This is a genomic window from Persicirhabdus sediminis (assembly GCF_016595495.1).
GTDB lineage: Bacteria > Verrucomicrobiota > Verrucomicrobiia > Verrucomicrobiales > Akkermansiaceae > Persicirhabdus > Persicirhabdus sediminis.
In genome coordinates, this window is record NZ_JAENIM010000012.1 from 1 (window position 1) to 16,490 (window position 16,490).

Annotated in this window: 15 protein-coding genes; 5 read left to right on the forward strand and 10 right to left on the reverse strand. The window is 47.5% G+C overall.

What is annotated here, in order from left to right; all coding sequences use genetic code 11:
* Window positions 1-1,020: 1,020 nt before the first annotated feature.
* The 5 genes from JIN82_RS02320 (at window position 1,021) to JIN82_RS02340 (ending at window position 5,554) form a co-directional block, all read left to right on the forward strand.
* On the forward strand, window positions 1,021-1,395 hold the full coding sequence (locus tag JIN82_RS02320; RefSeq protein WP_200310028.1) for a hypothetical protein: 375 nt from the start codon (window positions 1,021-1,023) through the stop codon (window positions 1,393-1,395).
* A gap of 389 nt (window positions 1,396-1,784) precedes the next feature.
* Window positions 1,785-2,372, forward strand: a complete 588-nt coding sequence (locus JIN82_RS02325; RefSeq protein WP_200310029.1) for a hypothetical protein — start codon at window positions 1,785-1,787, stop codon at window positions 2,370-2,372.
* Between the two features lie 765 nt (window positions 2,373-3,137).
* The gene (locus JIN82_RS02330) at window positions 3,138-3,536 is read left to right on the forward strand and encodes a hypothetical protein (RefSeq protein WP_234041721.1); all 399 of its coding nucleotides are present in this window, start codon (window positions 3,138-3,140) and stop codon (window positions 3,534-3,536) included.
* Between the two features lie 703 nt (window positions 3,537-4,239).
* The gene (locus JIN82_RS02335) at window positions 4,240-4,749 is read left to right on the forward strand and encodes a hypothetical protein (RefSeq protein WP_200310031.1); all 510 of its coding nucleotides are present in this window, start codon (window positions 4,240-4,242) and stop codon (window positions 4,747-4,749) included.
* Window positions 4,750-4,807: 58 nt separating this feature from the next.
* On the forward strand, window positions 4,808-5,554 hold the full coding sequence (locus JIN82_RS02340) for a hypothetical protein (RefSeq protein ID WP_200310032.1): 747 nt from the start codon (window positions 4,808-4,810) through the stop codon (window positions 5,552-5,554).
* A 363-nt stretch (window positions 5,555-5,917) separates the two neighbouring features.
* On the opposite strand, the gene JIN82_RS17065 is transcribed toward JIN82_RS02340, so the two are convergent.
* The 10 genes from JIN82_RS17065 to JIN82_RS02385 all read right to left on the reverse strand — a co-directional run bounded on the left by JIN82_RS17065 (window position 5,918) and on the right by JIN82_RS02385 (window position 16,437).
* Window positions 5,918-6,286 carry a hypothetical protein gene (locus tag JIN82_RS17065; protein WP_234041722.1) on the reverse strand — a complete coding sequence of 123 codons (369 nt, stop codon included), beginning with the start codon at window positions 6,284-6,286 and terminating at the stop codon, window positions 5,918-5,920.
* A gap of 480 nt (window positions 6,287-6,766) precedes the next feature.
* Window positions 6,767-8,218, reverse strand: coding sequence for an NADH-quinone oxidoreductase subunit N (locus JIN82_RS02345; protein ID WP_200310033.1), 1,452 nt, complete (start codon window positions 8,216-8,218; stop codon window positions 6,767-6,769).
* A 35-nt stretch (window positions 8,219-8,253) separates the two neighbouring features.
* On the reverse strand, window positions 8,254-9,678 hold the full coding sequence (locus JIN82_RS02350) for a complex I subunit 4 family protein (RefSeq protein ID WP_200310034.1): 1,425 nt from the start codon (window positions 9,676-9,678) through the stop codon (window positions 8,254-8,256).
* 36 nt (window positions 9,679-9,714) lie between these two features.
* Window positions 9,715-11,535 (reverse strand): NADH-quinone oxidoreductase subunit L, encoded by a 1,821-nt coding sequence (nuoL, locus tag JIN82_RS02355; RefSeq protein WP_200310035.1) that lies wholly within the window; start codon window positions 11,533-11,535, stop codon window positions 9,715-9,717.
* Between the two features lie 36 nt (window positions 11,536-11,571).
* Window positions 11,572-11,925, reverse strand: a complete 354-nt coding sequence (locus JIN82_RS02360) for a four helix bundle protein (RefSeq protein WP_200310036.1) — start codon at window positions 11,923-11,925, stop codon at window positions 11,572-11,574.
* Window positions 11,926-11,970: 45 nt separating this feature from the next.
* Window positions 11,971-12,288, reverse strand: a complete 318-nt coding sequence (gene nuoK / locus JIN82_RS02365) for an NADH-quinone oxidoreductase subunit NuoK (protein WP_200310037.1) — start codon at window positions 12,286-12,288, stop codon at window positions 11,971-11,973.
* Window positions 12,289-12,322: 34 nt separating this feature from the next.
* Window positions 12,323-12,889 (reverse strand): NADH-quinone oxidoreductase subunit J family protein, encoded by a 567-nt coding sequence (locus JIN82_RS02370; protein WP_200310038.1) that lies wholly within the window; start codon window positions 12,887-12,889, stop codon window positions 12,323-12,325.
* Between the two features lie 31 nt (window positions 12,890-12,920).
* A complete protein-coding gene (locus tag JIN82_RS02375; RefSeq protein WP_200310039.1) occupies window positions 12,921-13,487 on the reverse strand; it encodes a NuoI/complex I 23 kDa subunit family protein in 567 nt (188 codons plus the stop codon).
* 27 nt (window positions 13,488-13,514) lie between these two features.
* Window positions 13,515-14,654, reverse strand: coding sequence for a complex I subunit 1/NuoH family protein (locus JIN82_RS02380; protein WP_200310040.1), 1,140 nt, complete (start codon window positions 14,652-14,654; stop codon window positions 13,515-13,517).
* A 37-nt stretch (window positions 14,655-14,691) separates the two neighbouring features.
* Entirely contained in the window at window positions 14,692-16,437 is a 1,746-nt protein-coding gene (locus tag JIN82_RS02385; RefSeq protein WP_200310041.1) for an NADH-quinone oxidoreductase subunit G, read from the reverse strand.
* Window positions 16,438-16,490: the final 53 nt, after the last annotated feature.

Below are 16,490 nucleotides of genomic sequence, written 5' to 3' on the forward strand. Positions count from 1 at the left end.
GAACTCCGTCCTCCATCGAGTAAGAATTTTTTATCACTGATTCAAAGAATCAATGATTAGAGTTAGACCAAAAACACAAAGTTTCAGTCAGTCCCAAATAGACGGTCGCTCGGAAGCAATTAGTCTATTTGTCCTTGAGCAGTCTAATGTGAAATAATGAGACTGACATCATGTTGTTTGAGAGGTGAAACGGGAGCCGTGGAGCGAATCGCCCAAAGAGGTCTGTGCCATGCGCGATTTCCAGCTGGAACCACCACCGCCAAACGAGCTGGAGTGAGCTAGATAGCCGGAATTTTCAGGCGTCATTTGATAAATCCGACTGACCGAACAAATTGACATTAAGAAAAGCAGTTCTATCAGCCTGTCGCTGGAGAACTGTGTTTTTGTTGGAACTGAAACCAGCTAGAAAAGACTGGAATGAGCTCAGCGAGCTAATTTAGTAACGCATTGAAGCGCAGTTGGGCAGTAATCCAGCCAGCTGGAATGTTAAATTTTGAATTGCTATCTAAATCCAGTAATTTTGGCTAACAAATAGATGCGATTAAATCTTGTATGAGCCGCTAGTTTATTGATAAACCTGTCTTGTGATATGAACGGACTTCAATTGGCTAGTTTTGCCAATTTCCTTAAGCACTGAAGATCAATGGTCAGAAATCTAGCCAGCTGGAATGTCAAATTCAGAGCAGAGGCCAAAATTCGGTGATTTCGGCTAACAAAATGATGCGATTGGATATTGCGTTTCCTGCTAGTCAAATGTTAAACCTGTTTTGTGATATGTTGTAATAAGGCTCCAGGAGCAGCTGAGAAAATACTCGAAGCATACTTGCCTCGGCTTAGGAGAAACCGAGATATGGATGCCTTGACATATATTAAAAGAGAAAACAACAATGTGTCCAAAAGTAGAGGAAATGCGGGCTACAAAGTAGCAGAACCTCCAAAAGCAACACCAACAGCCGTGCTAGCATGCCCAGAATAATAGTGCTTAATTCGATATTGTTTACATTGATATTTTCTTCCTGTATGGATCAACGATCTACCGCACCTCAGGAGAGTGCCAATTTAGGGGGGAACAAAAACAACACAAAACCGATATCATCACCAGAAACATATTGTGCAAAATCTCAGGAAATGGACTATATCGAAGCGTATCCTTCCTTAGCGCATCTGGTTAAGAACTTTGGTGTTCCGCTTTATACTGACGTTGTTAAGATACCTACGATACCTAGAGATCCAGAGAAGAAAATTACAGTTCATCATCTATGGCAAATCTCCCCTAGAATGAGACTGTTAGCAGTAACTGCATATGATGGAGAACTTGTTCGCGTGTCGAGATCGAAACTGAATAAGAAAGGTATATATGTTACAATAGATAGTGATAGCGAAGCGAATTACTAGACAGACAAACTGATGCAATTATAGTGGGCTATCTTACCCTCGAATGTAATATGAAATGTAGTGATGACTGTGATTAAGTTTAAAAATAAATTTGCCCTCTCAGAGGTTTTATTTGGATTTGTAGTGCCAGTTCTATCTATTGAAATATTCGATTTGTTGGATCATTACAGCGCTCAAGCAGTGATTTGTGTTTATGTCATATCTAAATGTATCCAGTATACTTATCTCTATGGTATATGGCGTAAAGAAAAGAACAGAAAACATAACATATCAAATAACCAGACAGACATTCAGAGAGATGCTGTGATTAGAGGTTGTCATTCTAGCTAGCTCAATTCTAAAATTGTATTGTGATATCCTACCCTAGTTTCTAATAATAAATTATTTATATGAATGCATTAATTGTTACTATAGTTAGCCTAGTTCTAGGTTGTTTTGTTATGCCAGTTGACGCGGGAGAGCTGAATCCTAGGTTTCAAATTTTATTAGAAATGACTAAAGTTTGTGGAGCTGAACGAGTAAATACAGAGGTTGAGAAGCTATTAGGCGAGGACTCTTCTGATATATTTATAGCTAAAGGTCAGCAACAGGAAATAATACGAATTTGGTATTTGGGGGGCTGGGGAAGTATTTTATATGAGATACGGCAAAATAATAATGGAGTTTTTGAAGGTAAAAGAATCATTATTCAAAGAGTTGATGAGGCTCCTAAAATATCGAAGGATGATAAATTACTTAGGTTAGCTGTAGAAAAAGCTGTTTATCCACTGTTAAATGAGCCATTTCCAATCAAATCAAAAGATGAAGAGCCTAGTATATATAAGCGGAACGAGTCTGTGTTAATTATTGAACGGGTGGATAGAGTCGGTAACTACACATGGTGTGTTAGGTCGCCTTGGCATCTTTCGAAAAAGAAGGAATCTGAGAAAGGCCGGTTAACAGCTTATTTGCAGAATGTATTTGGTGAGTTGTATTAAATAATTAGACCTAGCACGCATGTGAAGGATTTAAAGAAAGGGATAGTGGAAATTACCAGACAGGTAATTTGAGAAAGGAATTTTTGACCATATCATATCACTAGACATACAAACTGTGGTGAATAATTTTTGCAAATAGCTCAGCTTGAATTACCTGTTGAGATTATGGCTACAGTTGGGTATCTCTCTCCTTATCGAAAACATCGCTCGGCGGTTTACCTTTGCATTTGACTCCGTTCCACTTCTCATATGAGGAGAGGGACTTTTCCTTCCGGAAATTGGGTGGTAGCAATGCCGACGAGTTAGGTTCTGATCAGAGCTAGCTGTCGCAAGCCAATAAACCACAGTTCATCTGACAAGCCTCACTTCATCATGGATGGAGTGGTTTTTTTTACCTTCATGCTGGATCTCGGCATCTAGCAAATTTGTTAGCTAGTGGCGAGGAGGTGTATTAGATGGGCGAGGTCATGTATGAGATTTGTTTTTGTTGGAGGTATAGCCAGCTGGAAAGCATCTCAGATTTCGGTAATGGTTTTTAGTTAGGTTTGTTAGTGCGGGTAAGTACCTACTGCTCCAAAAATCCAGTCTGCAGATTTTAGAATTCTGCATTTACTATCAAATCCCAGTTACTGAGGCTAACAAAATGCTGTGATTAGAGGTTGTGATATTTGAATGCATGATTAAAAACCTGTTTTGTAATATACAGGACTGCCATTGATAGAGGAACTAGCAATGGGTTTCGAATTTATATTCGTAAATCGAAGCATGGCGGATGACACCGTGAAATTTACTCTATTGAAAGAAAATCGTGTATGCAATTTTAGGTTTAAATATTTACCAATGAAAAGAGGCGACTTAAAAAAATGGTTTAACCCATATGCTGATGACGAGTTCGATGAATTGTGCCGTTTTCGAATATTGGACGTGGTGAATCTGCTCATTATTGCACTTTGTATAGCATACACTATGAGAAGTTGTAGTAGTCCCGGTGGGGGGGCTATGCCTGCGATAGTTGGGTTAACATGGGTTAATGCCATGATTAACAGAAGGGTGCTAGCAAAGCAAAATAGTGAAATAAAAGAGCTTAAGAAAATATTGAATGCTGGCTCTGAGTGCAAAAATATACCATTACAAATGTATGGATACAAATCACTAGATAGATAGTTTTAGATAAATAATTTTTCAAATAGCTCAACCTAAGTTATCTGTAGAGATTTTGGCTACAGCGAGATATATATCTCTCTATCGAAAACATCGTCCGGCGGTTTACCATTGCATTTGACTGCGTTCCACTTCTCTTATGAGGAGTGGGACTTCCCCCTCCGGAAGATAGGGGTAGCAATGCGACGAGTTAGGGTCTGATCAGAGCTTGCTAAATCAGGTTATTAAATCACAGTACATCTATCAAGCCTGACTTCATCATGCATGGAGTGGGGCTTTTTTATTTACCTCCATGCTGGATCTCGGCATGTAGCAAATTTGTTAGCTAGGGGGGAGGAGGTGTACTAGATGCTAGTCGCCATGTATGAGCTGTGTTTTTGTTGAAAGTGAAACCAGTTAGGTGTTGGCTGAAATGGCCTTGAATTCAGCTAATTAGGCCCAATTCGTAAAACATTGATGATCTGTGGCTGAAAAACAGCCAGCTGGAATGTTAAATTCAGATCAGAGGCCCCAATCCGGTGATGAAAGCTAACAAATAGATTCGATTAGAGGTTGCTTGACCTGCTAGTCTGATGCTAGACTTGTCTTATTATATAAGGTGACTCGCCACGACTTTGGGGATGATCTATGTATGGGGCTTGGTTAGCTGCAGCGGGTGTAGCTAAGCTATAGCCTGGTAAATCATTTAGACTATTTGTGTTCTCGGATGGCGCTAAACCAAGAAGGAATGGACATGCTGACTTTAGGTAAATCTGTAATTATAGGCGGAACCGTATTTTTGACTGTTCTAGGGTGTGATAAGTCATCTGAGAGTTTGCAGCAAGTTGATAAAGCTAATGCGCAGCAGTCAGACTTTTATAATGAGTACCTATTTGATAGAGCAAAAGGAGAGCTATGGAATAACTCAGAAGGAGTTTATACTGATTCGGTTGCTGTACAGATAAATTGGCAGCAACAACGGTGCCAGCTATGGAGGCAATACGACATGCCTCCCTTTGACGTGGATGTTTTAATTAGTGATTTTGAAATATTGTCGAATAATAACCTTCACGTTAATGATTGGGGGGCTGCGACGGCGGGCTTTATCATCAAAAGAGAAGAGAAGAGTGACGGGGAAGAGGTCTTGAAATTGACGATAGCAGGGGTTAATCATGTGTTGACTAAGCAACATGCAGATTTGGCACCTAATCCTTTTGTTATAACCTATCAGAATTGAGGTTGATTGTTTTGGGTGTGTGGGCACTCCATTGGTGGGCAATTTTAATCACATCGTTATGAATACACGTTTTTGGAAATTAAGTGAATTACCTCTAGCATCCGATAGGTTGATTGATATGGCTCATGGTACACTTGAGATACCATATAGGATGCCTTTCGTTATGTGCTGTAATGGCTGGGGCGTGGGTAAAACAGTTCGTCATGAATTAGGTGCGATGGGGCAGGCTGAATTAATGAAAGGCATAGATAAAATGGTTCCAGTAGAATTATTTATGAGCCTAAGAAAGAGATTGTTATCAGTGGAAGCTCCTCATCTGCAAGAAGAGCATGTAATGCCGGGTGTTAGCTTTTTGCCTTTTCATTACCAGGTGCCCTATGACAAAAGTGATTTCAGTGTTGGCTACGAAGATTACATTATTGTGTCAGATCGCGTGGTGGAATTGTTTGACTCCTTTTGCGCTCAGGACATCTCTGCATATCCTTTAAGTTCCGGATATAAGTTACTTTTTACAAATAGATTTACGCCTCTGCCAGATGAGCTTAAGCCCGAGCATAAAGAGGTATGTAAGAGGTGTGGAAATCCTGATAAGGGTAGGCGAAGAAGATATAGCGTGTGGAATAGATTATATAAAAAATCACTAATTTCAGAAGATTTTCATTTTTTTTCAGTAGAGGAGGCTTGTCATATATTTTACGTTTCTAATGAGCTAAAGGTATTAATTGAGAATTCTTCTTTTACGAATATTAGCTTTGAGGCGGTAGAAGAGCTTAGTGTCAATGGGATAGAATATTTAAAGATCTAATTTGAGATTGGTTTATATAGGGATAGGTAATTTATGTTGGGGTGGTTTCGTGATTCTTATAATGAGTTTGTTGTGTTGATTGTGTGGGTCGCACGATATTTAACCCGATGTCGGGGCAATCGTTTGACGTTCTACCATCGCATTTGGCCCCGTTCCTCTTCACTCATGAGGAATGGAAATTCCTCGACCGGTAGTTAGGTGGGTAATGCCCTGCGGAGCTGTCATTCGCCTGTGGTATACCGCTGATATATTTTTTTGGATGCTGAGCGCGAGCTTGGCATTGGGTTAATCATTACGGCTTTGGCTTATCTGGCCTACTTTCAGCAGGCTTGATCAGTGGTGGGGGATCCTAGGGCTGAAGCCCTAGGCTTTGTTCTTATGGGTCTTCGGCCCGTTTGGGGGTATTTGAGCGCGAGGGTTAGTTTTGGTGCGTTGGGTGGATTGAAAGCGGCGAAGGATCGCCGCAGTCCGAAAGCCTTCGGCTGATCTTGTGTTGTTGGTTGGTTTTTTTTGTGGGCATAAAAATGCTGATCTCTGGGTGAGATTGGAGCTAGCTGGCTGTGATTGTGGGTTGTTGTATGGATAGGGCTGGTTGATGATTTGGGCACCGTTGTTTATTTGGTGCTGGTGAGTGAGGTGATGCGGAAGCTTGATCGAAAGCGGCGAAGGATCGCCGCAGTCCGAAAGCCTTCGGCTGAGCTTGTGTTGTTGGTTGGTTTTTTGTGGGCTCAAAAATGCTGATCTCTGGGTGAGATTGGAGCTATCTGGCTGAGATTGTGGGTTGTTGTTTTGCTAGGACTGGCTGATGATTTGGGTGTCGTTGTTTATTTGGTGCTGGTGAGTGAGGTGATGCGGAAGCTGGGGTGAAAGCGGCGAAGGATCGCCGCAGTCCGAAAGCCTTCGGCTGAGCTTGTGTTGTTGGCTGGTTTTTTGTGGCCACAAAAATGCTGATCTCTGGGTGAGATTGGAGCTAGCTGGCGATGTCTGTGGGTTTTGGTGTGGCTGGGACTGGTAGGTGATTGGGAGGTCGTTATCTATTTCTTGCTGGTTAGAAATATGATGCGGAAGCTGGATTGAAGGCGGCGAAGGATCGCCACAGTCCGAAAGCCTTCGGCTGAGCTTGTGTTGTTGGCTGGTTTTTTTGTGGGCACAAAAATGCCGATCTCTGGATGAGATCGGCATTTTGAGATTAGCTATTTATTGGTGGCTGGATTAGCCGCCGATGAGGCACTGCAGTGGCTGAGGGTAGACGCCAACGATGAGGATGGCGAGGGTCAGCACGATGAGGCAAACTTTAGTGATGGTAGGCACCACGATAGCTGTATCGTTGGCTGGTGCGTTCCAGTACATGTTGCGCAGGACCTTGAAGTAGTAGTAGAAACCAGCGGCTACAGAAGCAAAGGCGATGACGAGGATCGGCCAGTTTGCGCCATTTTTAAGAGCTGCCATAAAGACGAAAAATTTGCCGTAGAAACCAGCGGTGAGTGGTACACCAGCGAGTGCTGCAGCAATGATGGTCATTGACATGGCCAGTACTGGGTTCTTTTTACCGAGGCCGTCGAATGCGCTAAGCTGGTCGGATTCAGCTTGCTGGCCGACGATGGAAAGGATGAAGAATGCTCCTAGTGTCATGAGCAGGTAGGTACCGAGGTAGAAGCTGACTGCATTTTGGTCGCCGTAAGCAAATCCGAGGATGAGGAAACCAGCGTGAGCGATGGATGAATAAGCGAGCAGGCGCTTGAAGTTGCTCTGTGAGATGGCGGCGAGGTTACCGTAGAGGAGAGTCGCGCCAGCGATGATGAGCAGGGCAATTTGCAATTTATCACTGATTCCAGCTACTTCCATGAATGGTGAGAAAACACGCATGAGGACGCAGAATCCAGCTGCTTTGGAAGCGACTGAAAGGAAGGCGGTGATAGGTGTTGGTGCACCTTGGTAAACGTCAGGAATCCACAGCTGCATTGGAGCCGCGCCGACTTTGAAGCCGAGGGCGATGAGCATGAGCGCAAGACCGAAGAGTAGCGCTGGCTGGCTGATGAGTTCGCTGTGTGAGTTGAGGAATTCAGCCATCACTGAGAGATCCATGGTGCGAGTGCTGCCGTAGATCCAAGCGATACCGTAAACGAGGAATCCGGTGCTAAGTGCGCCGAGGATGAGGTATTTCACACCAGCTTCGAGTGAGCCAACGTTGCGGCGCATGTAAGTAACCAGCACGTAGAATGTGATGGTGACTAGCTCGAGAGCTACAAACATGGAAACCAGGCTCTTAGCTGAAGCCATCCACATGAGGCCGGCACAAGCGATGATTGGCAGGCAGTAGAACTCGCCAGTATTTTCATCGTTCTTTTTCTCGCTAGAGAAGCGGTTGAGCACTTTGCTGTAGTCGACAGACATGAGCAAAACGGCGATGGTGGTAAGCAGCGCGATGATCTTGTAGAAACGCGCTTGAGCATCGTACTGGTAGAAGTTTTCCAGCCACGCTGGGATGGATTGACCGCTGGAGCCTGGAGCTGGAACAGCAAAGGCGAGTAGGGCCAGAATCACGGCAAGTCCGGCCGCGGCGTAGAGCCCCAGCTGAGATTTTTTGCCATTGGTGAAGGCTTCAAACATCAGGAGGAAGAAGCCTAACCCAACAGTGATGAATTCTAGATGATAAGATTGCATGGATCTAAACGTGGATTTTCTTGGAAATTCTCAGATTACTTAAGCAACTGAAGGATGATGTTGGGGTACAGACCGACGATTAAGAGCACGGCAGCTAGGAAGATAGCTGGAGCTTTTTCGATCAGCGTGAGGCGAGTGGCATTTTCGGTGGTTTTCACCAGTGGGCCTTGGAAAGTATTGCGGTAGCCGCGCAGCATGTAGACTGCGGAGATGACCACACCCCAGAGTGAGATGATGGTGGCAATCTGGATGATACCCAGCTGGCCGCCGCAGCAATCCCAGCTCCAGCCGTAGAAGCCAGCGATGAAGACCATGACTTCACCAGCGAAGTTGGCGAGGCCAGGCAGGCCGATAGAGGCCATGGCAACAAGACCGAATAAGAAGGCGAGTGATGGCATGGTTTTAGCCAGACCACCGAGCTGGGAAATTTCCAGTGTGCCGGTGCGGTTTTCGATGCGATCCACCAAGTTGAATGACATGGCAATGGAGATACCGTGAGCAAACATGAGCAGAACGGCAGCTGGCAGTGCGATGTGGTTTTCGCCATTGGCAATGAGAGCGGCGATGGCGAGGAAGATGTAGCCCATGTGCATCACGGATGAATTACCGAGCATGGTATCGAGGCGCTTCTGAGAAATGGTCACTAGACCTACCCAGATGATGTTGGCGAGCAGTGCCCAAACGAGCAGTGTGAGCCAGTGGTTGAGGCCGTCAGGGCAGACAACCATAGCGACGCGAAGCAGACCGTAGAGGCCGAATTTCTTCAGCACACCAGCGTGAAGCATGGCGATAGGTGCTGGGGCACTTGCGTAGGCAGGTGCGGCCCATGAGTGGAATGGGAACAGGGAAACCAGCGTACCGAAGCCGACCAGCAGAAGCAGTGCGATGGCATTTTGGTGTTCGCCAGCCGCCTTGAGATCTTCGAAGGCGAAGCTACCGATTTGGTTAACGGCAAGCAGCAGACCTGCGAGCAGGACGATGGAGCCGAGGCCAAGGTAGATGGTAATTTTCCAAGCCGTGGCCTTACGGTCGCCGCGGCCGAGAATACCAATCATCAGGAAGGTAGGAATCAGCGCGAGCTCGTGGAAGGCGTAGAAGAAGAAAATATCCGTGGAGAGGAAGGCACCCATAGCGCCAGCTGCGATGAGCAGTGAGCTGCTGAACCAGAGTTTTTCGCGACCGTCTGGGCAGGTGCCAGAGAAAACAGCGGCGAGAGTCACGATGGCGGTGAGCATCATCATGACGGTGCTCATGCCGTCGTAGAGGGCAAGGTTCAGGTTAATATTTGGGTCAGCGAGAACTTGTAAGCTGATTTTTACAGTATCTGGTGAGCTGGCTGCAAACAAGGCAATGGCCAAGTTTAGGGCAGCTGCCACGATGGCGCTCATGCGGGCTGGTACACCAAAGAAAAAAATGGCGACCGCGGCAATGAGTGGGATGAGAACGAGTGCGAGTAACATCTTGGTTCGTCGAGTTGAGTTAGTAAAATAAGGAGCTTAGAAGAATACGGTGAAGTAGATGACCAGAGCTGAGCCAATTCCCATGAGGAAGGCGTAGCGCTGCAGGTCGCCGGACTGGAATTTCTTGCGGAAGATATTGCCGAGGCCAGTAGCGCTGCGGGCGAGACCACCTACACAGAGGCTGCCGATGACAAATTCGTCGACGAACTGAGCGATGGCAGCAAGCAGATCTTGTGTCCACTTGACGATGCTGGCGTAGATTTCATCGATGTAGAACTTGTTGCGGAATACCTTAAACAGCGGGTTGTTGATCGTTTCGCTGTCTTTGCCCCAGTAGAATACGTAGGCGAGGACTGAGCCAATGATCAGTGAGCCGATAGATGCATACAGTGCCAGACCAGCGTGTGGGGCAATGTGTGGTGCTACTTCAGCAAATCCTGGGTGAGGAACCAGCTGCTTGGCGCCGAGGGAACCAGCTACGAGTGCTGGAATGGCGAGCAGGGCAAGTGGTACCCACATGATTGGGCCAACTTCTTTGGCTTCTTCTGCACCGTGAGCGCGTGCTTTACCGAAGAATACGATGAAGACGAGGCGGAGCATGTAGAAAGTAGTCAGAGCGGCTACACCAGCTGCGATCCAGAAGAATGTAGGATGGCTGTGGTGAAGAGCTGCTTCGAGGATCATTTCCTTAGAGTAGAAACCTGAAGTGAGCGGGAAGGCGATGAGAGCCAGCGTACCGATGATGAAGGTGGTGCTGGTGATTGGCATCTTCTTGAACAGACCGCCCATTTTCCAAGCATCTTGCTCGTGGTGGCATGCGTAGATGATGGCACCAGATCCGAGGAAGAGAAGTCCCTTGAACCATGCGTGAGTGTAGAGGTGGAACATTGCGGCTTCTCCTGCGAGAAGACCAACAGCCATGACCATGTAGCCGAGCTGAGAAAGTGTGGAGTAAGCGAGCACCTTTTTGATGTCGTCTTGCTGAGTAGCCATGAGCGCAGCGAGCAGGGCAGTGATGCCACCGATCCAGCTGATGACTTCCCAAGCGAAGTTGGCGCTGAGGTCAGCACCGAGTGAGAGCTGGAAGCGAACGAGCATGTAAACACCGGCGGCTACCATGGTAGCGGCGTGGATGAGTGCGGAAACTGGAGTAGGGCCTTCCATAGCGTCTGGAAGCCAGACGTGCAGCGGGAACTGAGCTGATTTACCCATCGCACCACCAAAGATGCAGAGGATAGAAACACCGAGTAGGCAGCTGGAAACGGCACCAGGAATGGCCATTTCTGAGAAGACAAAAGTACCGGAGATTCCCCAGAAGAGCAGGATGCCTGCCATGAAGAGGAAGTCACCAATGCGGTTGGTGATGAAGGCTTTTTTCGCGGCGTCAGCAGCTGAGTCTTTCTGGTACCAGTGACCGATGAGAAGGTATGATGACAGACCAACAAGCTCCCAGAAAACAAACATCATGATGAAGTTTGTCGCCAGTACGATACCAGTCATGGAGAACATGAACATGGACAGGTTGCCAAAGAAGCGTGCTTTGGCAGCGTCGTCCTTCATGTAACCGAGCGAGAAGATGTGAACCAGCATGCCGATGCCGGTAACCACAACCATCATGCCTTTGGACAGTTGGTCGAGCTGGATGCCGATCTGCAGTTTGAAATCGCCAACTGTGATCCAGTCGTAGGGGAGGACACCTTCAGGTGCTTTGTAGTTGAAGAGCATCAGAGTGACAACAAATGTGGCCACTACAGAAGCTGTAGAAAGGATGGATGAAAAGAATGCGTGTCTTTTCAAACCTAGCTGGATAATCGCAGCTGAGGCTAAAGGTAGGATAAATAGTAACCAAGGATTCATGGTAGAATAGTAGTTTTCAGTTTCAAGTTGTCAGTTTCAAGCCCCTTGAATCGAGCGGATCAGTCCTTGTAGCATGCTTGAGATTTCTTTGGTCTCTTTGATCATATCGAGTGCGGGTTGTTCTGGGATCATGGATGATTTGTAGGCGAGATAGAGTTGGGTGCGGAGTTCGCCGCATGATCCTTTAGCAATTCTTAGAAAGCGTATAAAATCTCCTTGGCTATCTCGTTCTTGTCCTTCAGCGATGTTCGACGGAACTGATATCGCTGATCGAATCATTTGATCTTTTAGTGCGTAGTTATTTGAGTTTTGTGTTTGTTCCATCACTTTCAGTGAGAGGCGGCATGACCTTTTCCAGACTTCTAAATCTTCGAATGAATGGAATGCCATAGCGCTTGAAACTGAAAACTTGAAACTTGAATCTTAGTTTATGATTTATCCTTTGAGCGAGGTAAGTTCGTCCGTGTTGATGGTTTGACGTGCGCGGTAGAGGGCGACGATGACGGCGAGGCCGACAGCAACCTCAGCGGCCGCAACGGTGATGACAAAGAAGACCAGCATTTGGCCGTCGTAGTCAGGTAGACCTTGCACAGTATTGAAGCGGGTGAAGGCGACCATTGTCAGTGAGGCAGCAGCGAGCATGAGCTCGAGGCACATGAAGATCACGATGATGTTCTTGCGAACGATGACCCCTGTGAGGCCGATGCAGAACAGCAGGCCGGAGATGAATAGATATTCGTTAAGCGATGGCATTGATTTGAGATGTTCAGATTAACGGTCGGCGAAATTAGCTGCTGATTTTTTTGGAAAGAACCACACATCCCACAGTGGCGGAAAGCAGCAGAACTGCGATCACCTGAATTGGGAAGTTGTAGTCGGTGAACAGGTAGTGACCGATGAGGTGAACATCGGGAAGCTTGCCAGCTGAGAGGTCGGTGGCGATCACGCTGCCCTCAGGGAAATTCTTAGCGGCTTCAGCCAGCTCGAGTTCCGGTGCTTGGCTGTACTGCTCGTCTTGGTGGCTGACGTGAAGCACGGATGCCAGCTGGATGAGCAGGACGATAGGAATGATGATGCCAGCTGCGATGGCTGCTGGTTTGAATGCATCTTTATCTTCTTTCTGCAGGTCGAGCAGCATGATGATGAAGATGAAAAGCACCATAACGGCGCCTGAGTAGACCAAGATCTGCAAGATGCCGATCAGGTATGAGTTCAGACCAATAAAGATGGCGGCGAGTGAAATGAAGCTCAGCAGCATTGATAGAGCACTGGCGACTGGGTTACGGTTGAAGATAACCATCAGCGCGCCGAGGCACATGATTGCTGAGAAGATATAAAAGAGAATGCTAGGCATTGTTCTGTGAGTTGATGATTGAAATTGAGGATTATTTAACTTCGTTCCACTTGTTGACGAGGCCCTCGCGAACACCACCAATTTCGTAGAGGCGTTCTTTGTTGTGGACCATGTTTTCGCGGCTGGTGCCAGTGACGGCGTAGTCTTGGCGGAGGAAAATAGCTTGCTCAGGGCAGACTTCTTCACACATGCCGCAGTAGATGCAGCGAGTCATGTCGATGTCGAATTCCTGTGGACGCTTCTCCACTTTTGCCCATTCGTCGTCAGATGGGATTTCACCAGGAAGGATAGAAATAGCTTTTGGTGGGCAGATGAACTCGCACAGCTGGCAAGAAACACAGCGCTCGCGACCGATTTCATCAGTAACCAGAGCTGGTACACCGCGGTAGTACTCAGGCAGCTGGTCGTCCCACTTGGTTTCTGGGTACTGCATGGTGGCACCGGTGCCAGAGCCTTTGAGCGACTCAGCGGCTTTGGTTTTGCCCAGTACTGATTTGATGGCGTGGGTCATGGTTACAGCCATGCCCTTAAGGATCGTAGGAAAGATGAGCTTTTCAGAAAGCGTCAGCTTTGGACGAGTAAGTTTTTTGATAGCCATGGGAAAATGTGAGTGGTTGGGCGTGAATTATTTGACGTAGAAAAGGATGAGCGCAGCGATGACGATGTTGACTACAGCGAGCTCGAAGAAGATCACCCAGCCAAGTTTCATCAGTTGGTCGAATTTGAAACGAGGCACTGTCCAGCGCACCCAGATGAAGGTGACGATGAAGGCAACCACTTTGACGAGGAAGACCAAGAGGTGGATAATGCCGCCCCAAGCCATCTCTGAGATAGCTGAGTCTACTGCAGGAATACCTACTGCCCAGCCACCGAAGAAGAGAGTCACTACAAGCGCGGATCCAACGATCATGGCGCAGTATTCGCCCATGAAGAACATGGCGAATTTCATGGATGAGTACTCAGTGTGGTAACCACCAACCAGCTCAGTTTCACACTCTGGAAGGTCAAATGGCATACGGTTGGTTTCCGCAAATACAGCGGTGAGGAAGATCACAAATGAGATGAACATTGGGATCCACAGAAGCAGATTCTGCAGGTAGAAACCGAATACACCGTCTTTCCAAAGTGGCAGAAGTAACCAGCCGTTTTCAGCTTGGTACTGAACGATGTTATTGAGGTTGAGGTGACCGTAAACCATCAGCACTGGGATGATGGAGAGGCCCATGGCGATTTCGTAGGAAATCATCTGCGCCGTAGAACGCACACCACCGAGGAATGAGTATTTGTTGTTGGATGCCCAACCGGCGATAGTGATGCCGTAAACACTGAGTGAAGCAATGGCGAAGACAAAGAGTGGGCCGATGTCGATGTCGGCAATCACGAGCTTGATTTCATCACCAGTTGGCAGAGTAACGCTGCTGCCAAATGGAATTACTGCCAGACAGAGGAAGGCTGGAATCAGCGTCAGTGCCGGTGCAATCCAGAAGAAGAACTTGCGCACGTGGGCTGGGGTGAAATCTTCCTTAAGAAGGTTTTTTACACCATCAGCAATTGGCTGAATGAGGCCAAAGAAGTGCCAATCTTTTTTGCCACCAAATAATGTCAGCGGGATACCGGTACGGTTTGGGCCGACACGGTCTTGAATAATCGCGGATACGCGACGCTCAGCGTAGGTGGCGTAGGCCACCATGAGCAGAGAAATCACAAAGGTGAAGAGGATGATCTTCACGGCTGTGGATAGAATGAATACGAGATCGATGTCCATTGATCTGAAAGGTTCTGTGTTTAATAAATGAGTTTAATTAGCCAACGATCTCGCCGCGTTCTTTACGGGCTTTTTCGTATTCCAGAAGTGGAATGGTCTCACCGGTTTCAGTGATTTGCACACCGAGGTCACCGATCTTGGAGAGTGTTTGTCCTTGGAATTCTTCGATGTTCTCAGCCAGAGCATTGAACAATGATTCCAGTGTTGGGATGGAGTTCGCTTCGCCAGAAATAGCGAGCACGAAGTCGCGCAGAAGCATCCAGTCGTCGCGAGCGTCACCCGGAGGCACACAGGCGTTGTTGAGGCGCTGAAGGCGACCAGTGATGTTGACCATAGATCCGCGCTTCTCTGAGAATGCGGCGCCAGGCAGAACGATGTCACTTGCCTGAGCAGTTGGGTTGGCCAGGATGTTGGAAGAAATGAGCAGTTCGAGTTTTTCGAGGTCTTCTGCGCTGAATCCAGCTTCCTCAGTGAGGTCTTCGCCAAGGGCAATGACTGCTTTGATCGATCCCTTACGTACACCTTCGCGGATGCTTTCCAGCTGGCTGGCTGGCTTGGCATTTTGCCATACTAACTTAGCTCCTGTGGTATTTGGGTTGCGGTCAGCTGAGATCAACTTGCCGTCAGATTCGCCGATGCGCTCGACGATGCTGAGTGCTTCAGTTTCCAGCTCGGCAGCAAGTGCGCGAACGAGGAAGAGTTCTTCGTTGGTCTGGCGAGCTGAGGCGATCACAGCGATTTCTTTGGCATCAAATTGCTTCAGAGCATCAGCGGCGCCCTCAAGCGCGAGCTGCCAGCTAGTGGCTTCGTGCTGGCCGTCTACTTTCACCATTGGCTCAGTGAGGCGAGCGCCATCATTGATGTGGTGGAAATTGAGACGGTGGCTGTCTGGCATCCAGTTGGAGTTCACATCATTGTTCTCACGTGGAGTGATGCGGAAAATCTTATTACCACGAGTCCAAACAGTGATGTTGGCGCCGGTGGCACAGTTAACGTCGATGGTTTTGGTTTCCTTGAGGAACCAAGTACGCATCTGGAAACGGAAATCATTAGAAGTAAGAGCACCTACTGGGCAGAGGTCCACGGTGTTGAGGCCGTAGTTGTTGTCCAGCTCGCGGCCAGGGTAAACGGCCACTGTAGTGTGGGTGCCACGCTCGGTGAAACCAAGCACTGGTTCGTCAGCGACTTCATCCATGAAGCGGATACAACGTGAGCACATGATGCAGCGCTCGTCGTCGAGGCGGATGCGAGGGCCGATCTGTACGTTCTTAGGCTTCTTGACTTTGTCTTCCTTGAAACGTGATTCGCTCTTACCGTGTTCTACGGAGAATTCCTGCAGGCGACACTCACCAGCTTGGTCACAGATTGGGCAATCGAGTGGGTGGTTGATGAGCATGAACTCCATCACACCTTCGCGGCACTTAGTGACGATTTCGCTCTTGGTGGAGATGCCCATGTTTTCCGCTACGGTATTTGCACAAGCAATCACTGGACGTGGCATCCAGCCGATTTCTTGATAACCGTCGTCGTTATACTCAGGATCTTGACCCGGAGCCAGACGAGGTGGCATGCCCATTTGTACCAAACACATACGGCAGTTGCCCGGTGATGATAGTTTCGGGTGGTAGCAGTAATGAGGCACTTCTACGCCAGCAATCTTACAGGCTTCGATCATGCGGGTACCGCGTGGTACTTGAATCCAAGTGCCATCAATTTGCACGTTGACCATGCCTTTGTCGGCGGCGAGGTCTTTAGGTAATTTTGCTGTTTCAGTGTCGCTCATGTCTTGAGGAAATGCGAAATTTTATAGGAAGCGGGGGCTTGGTTATTTTTGAG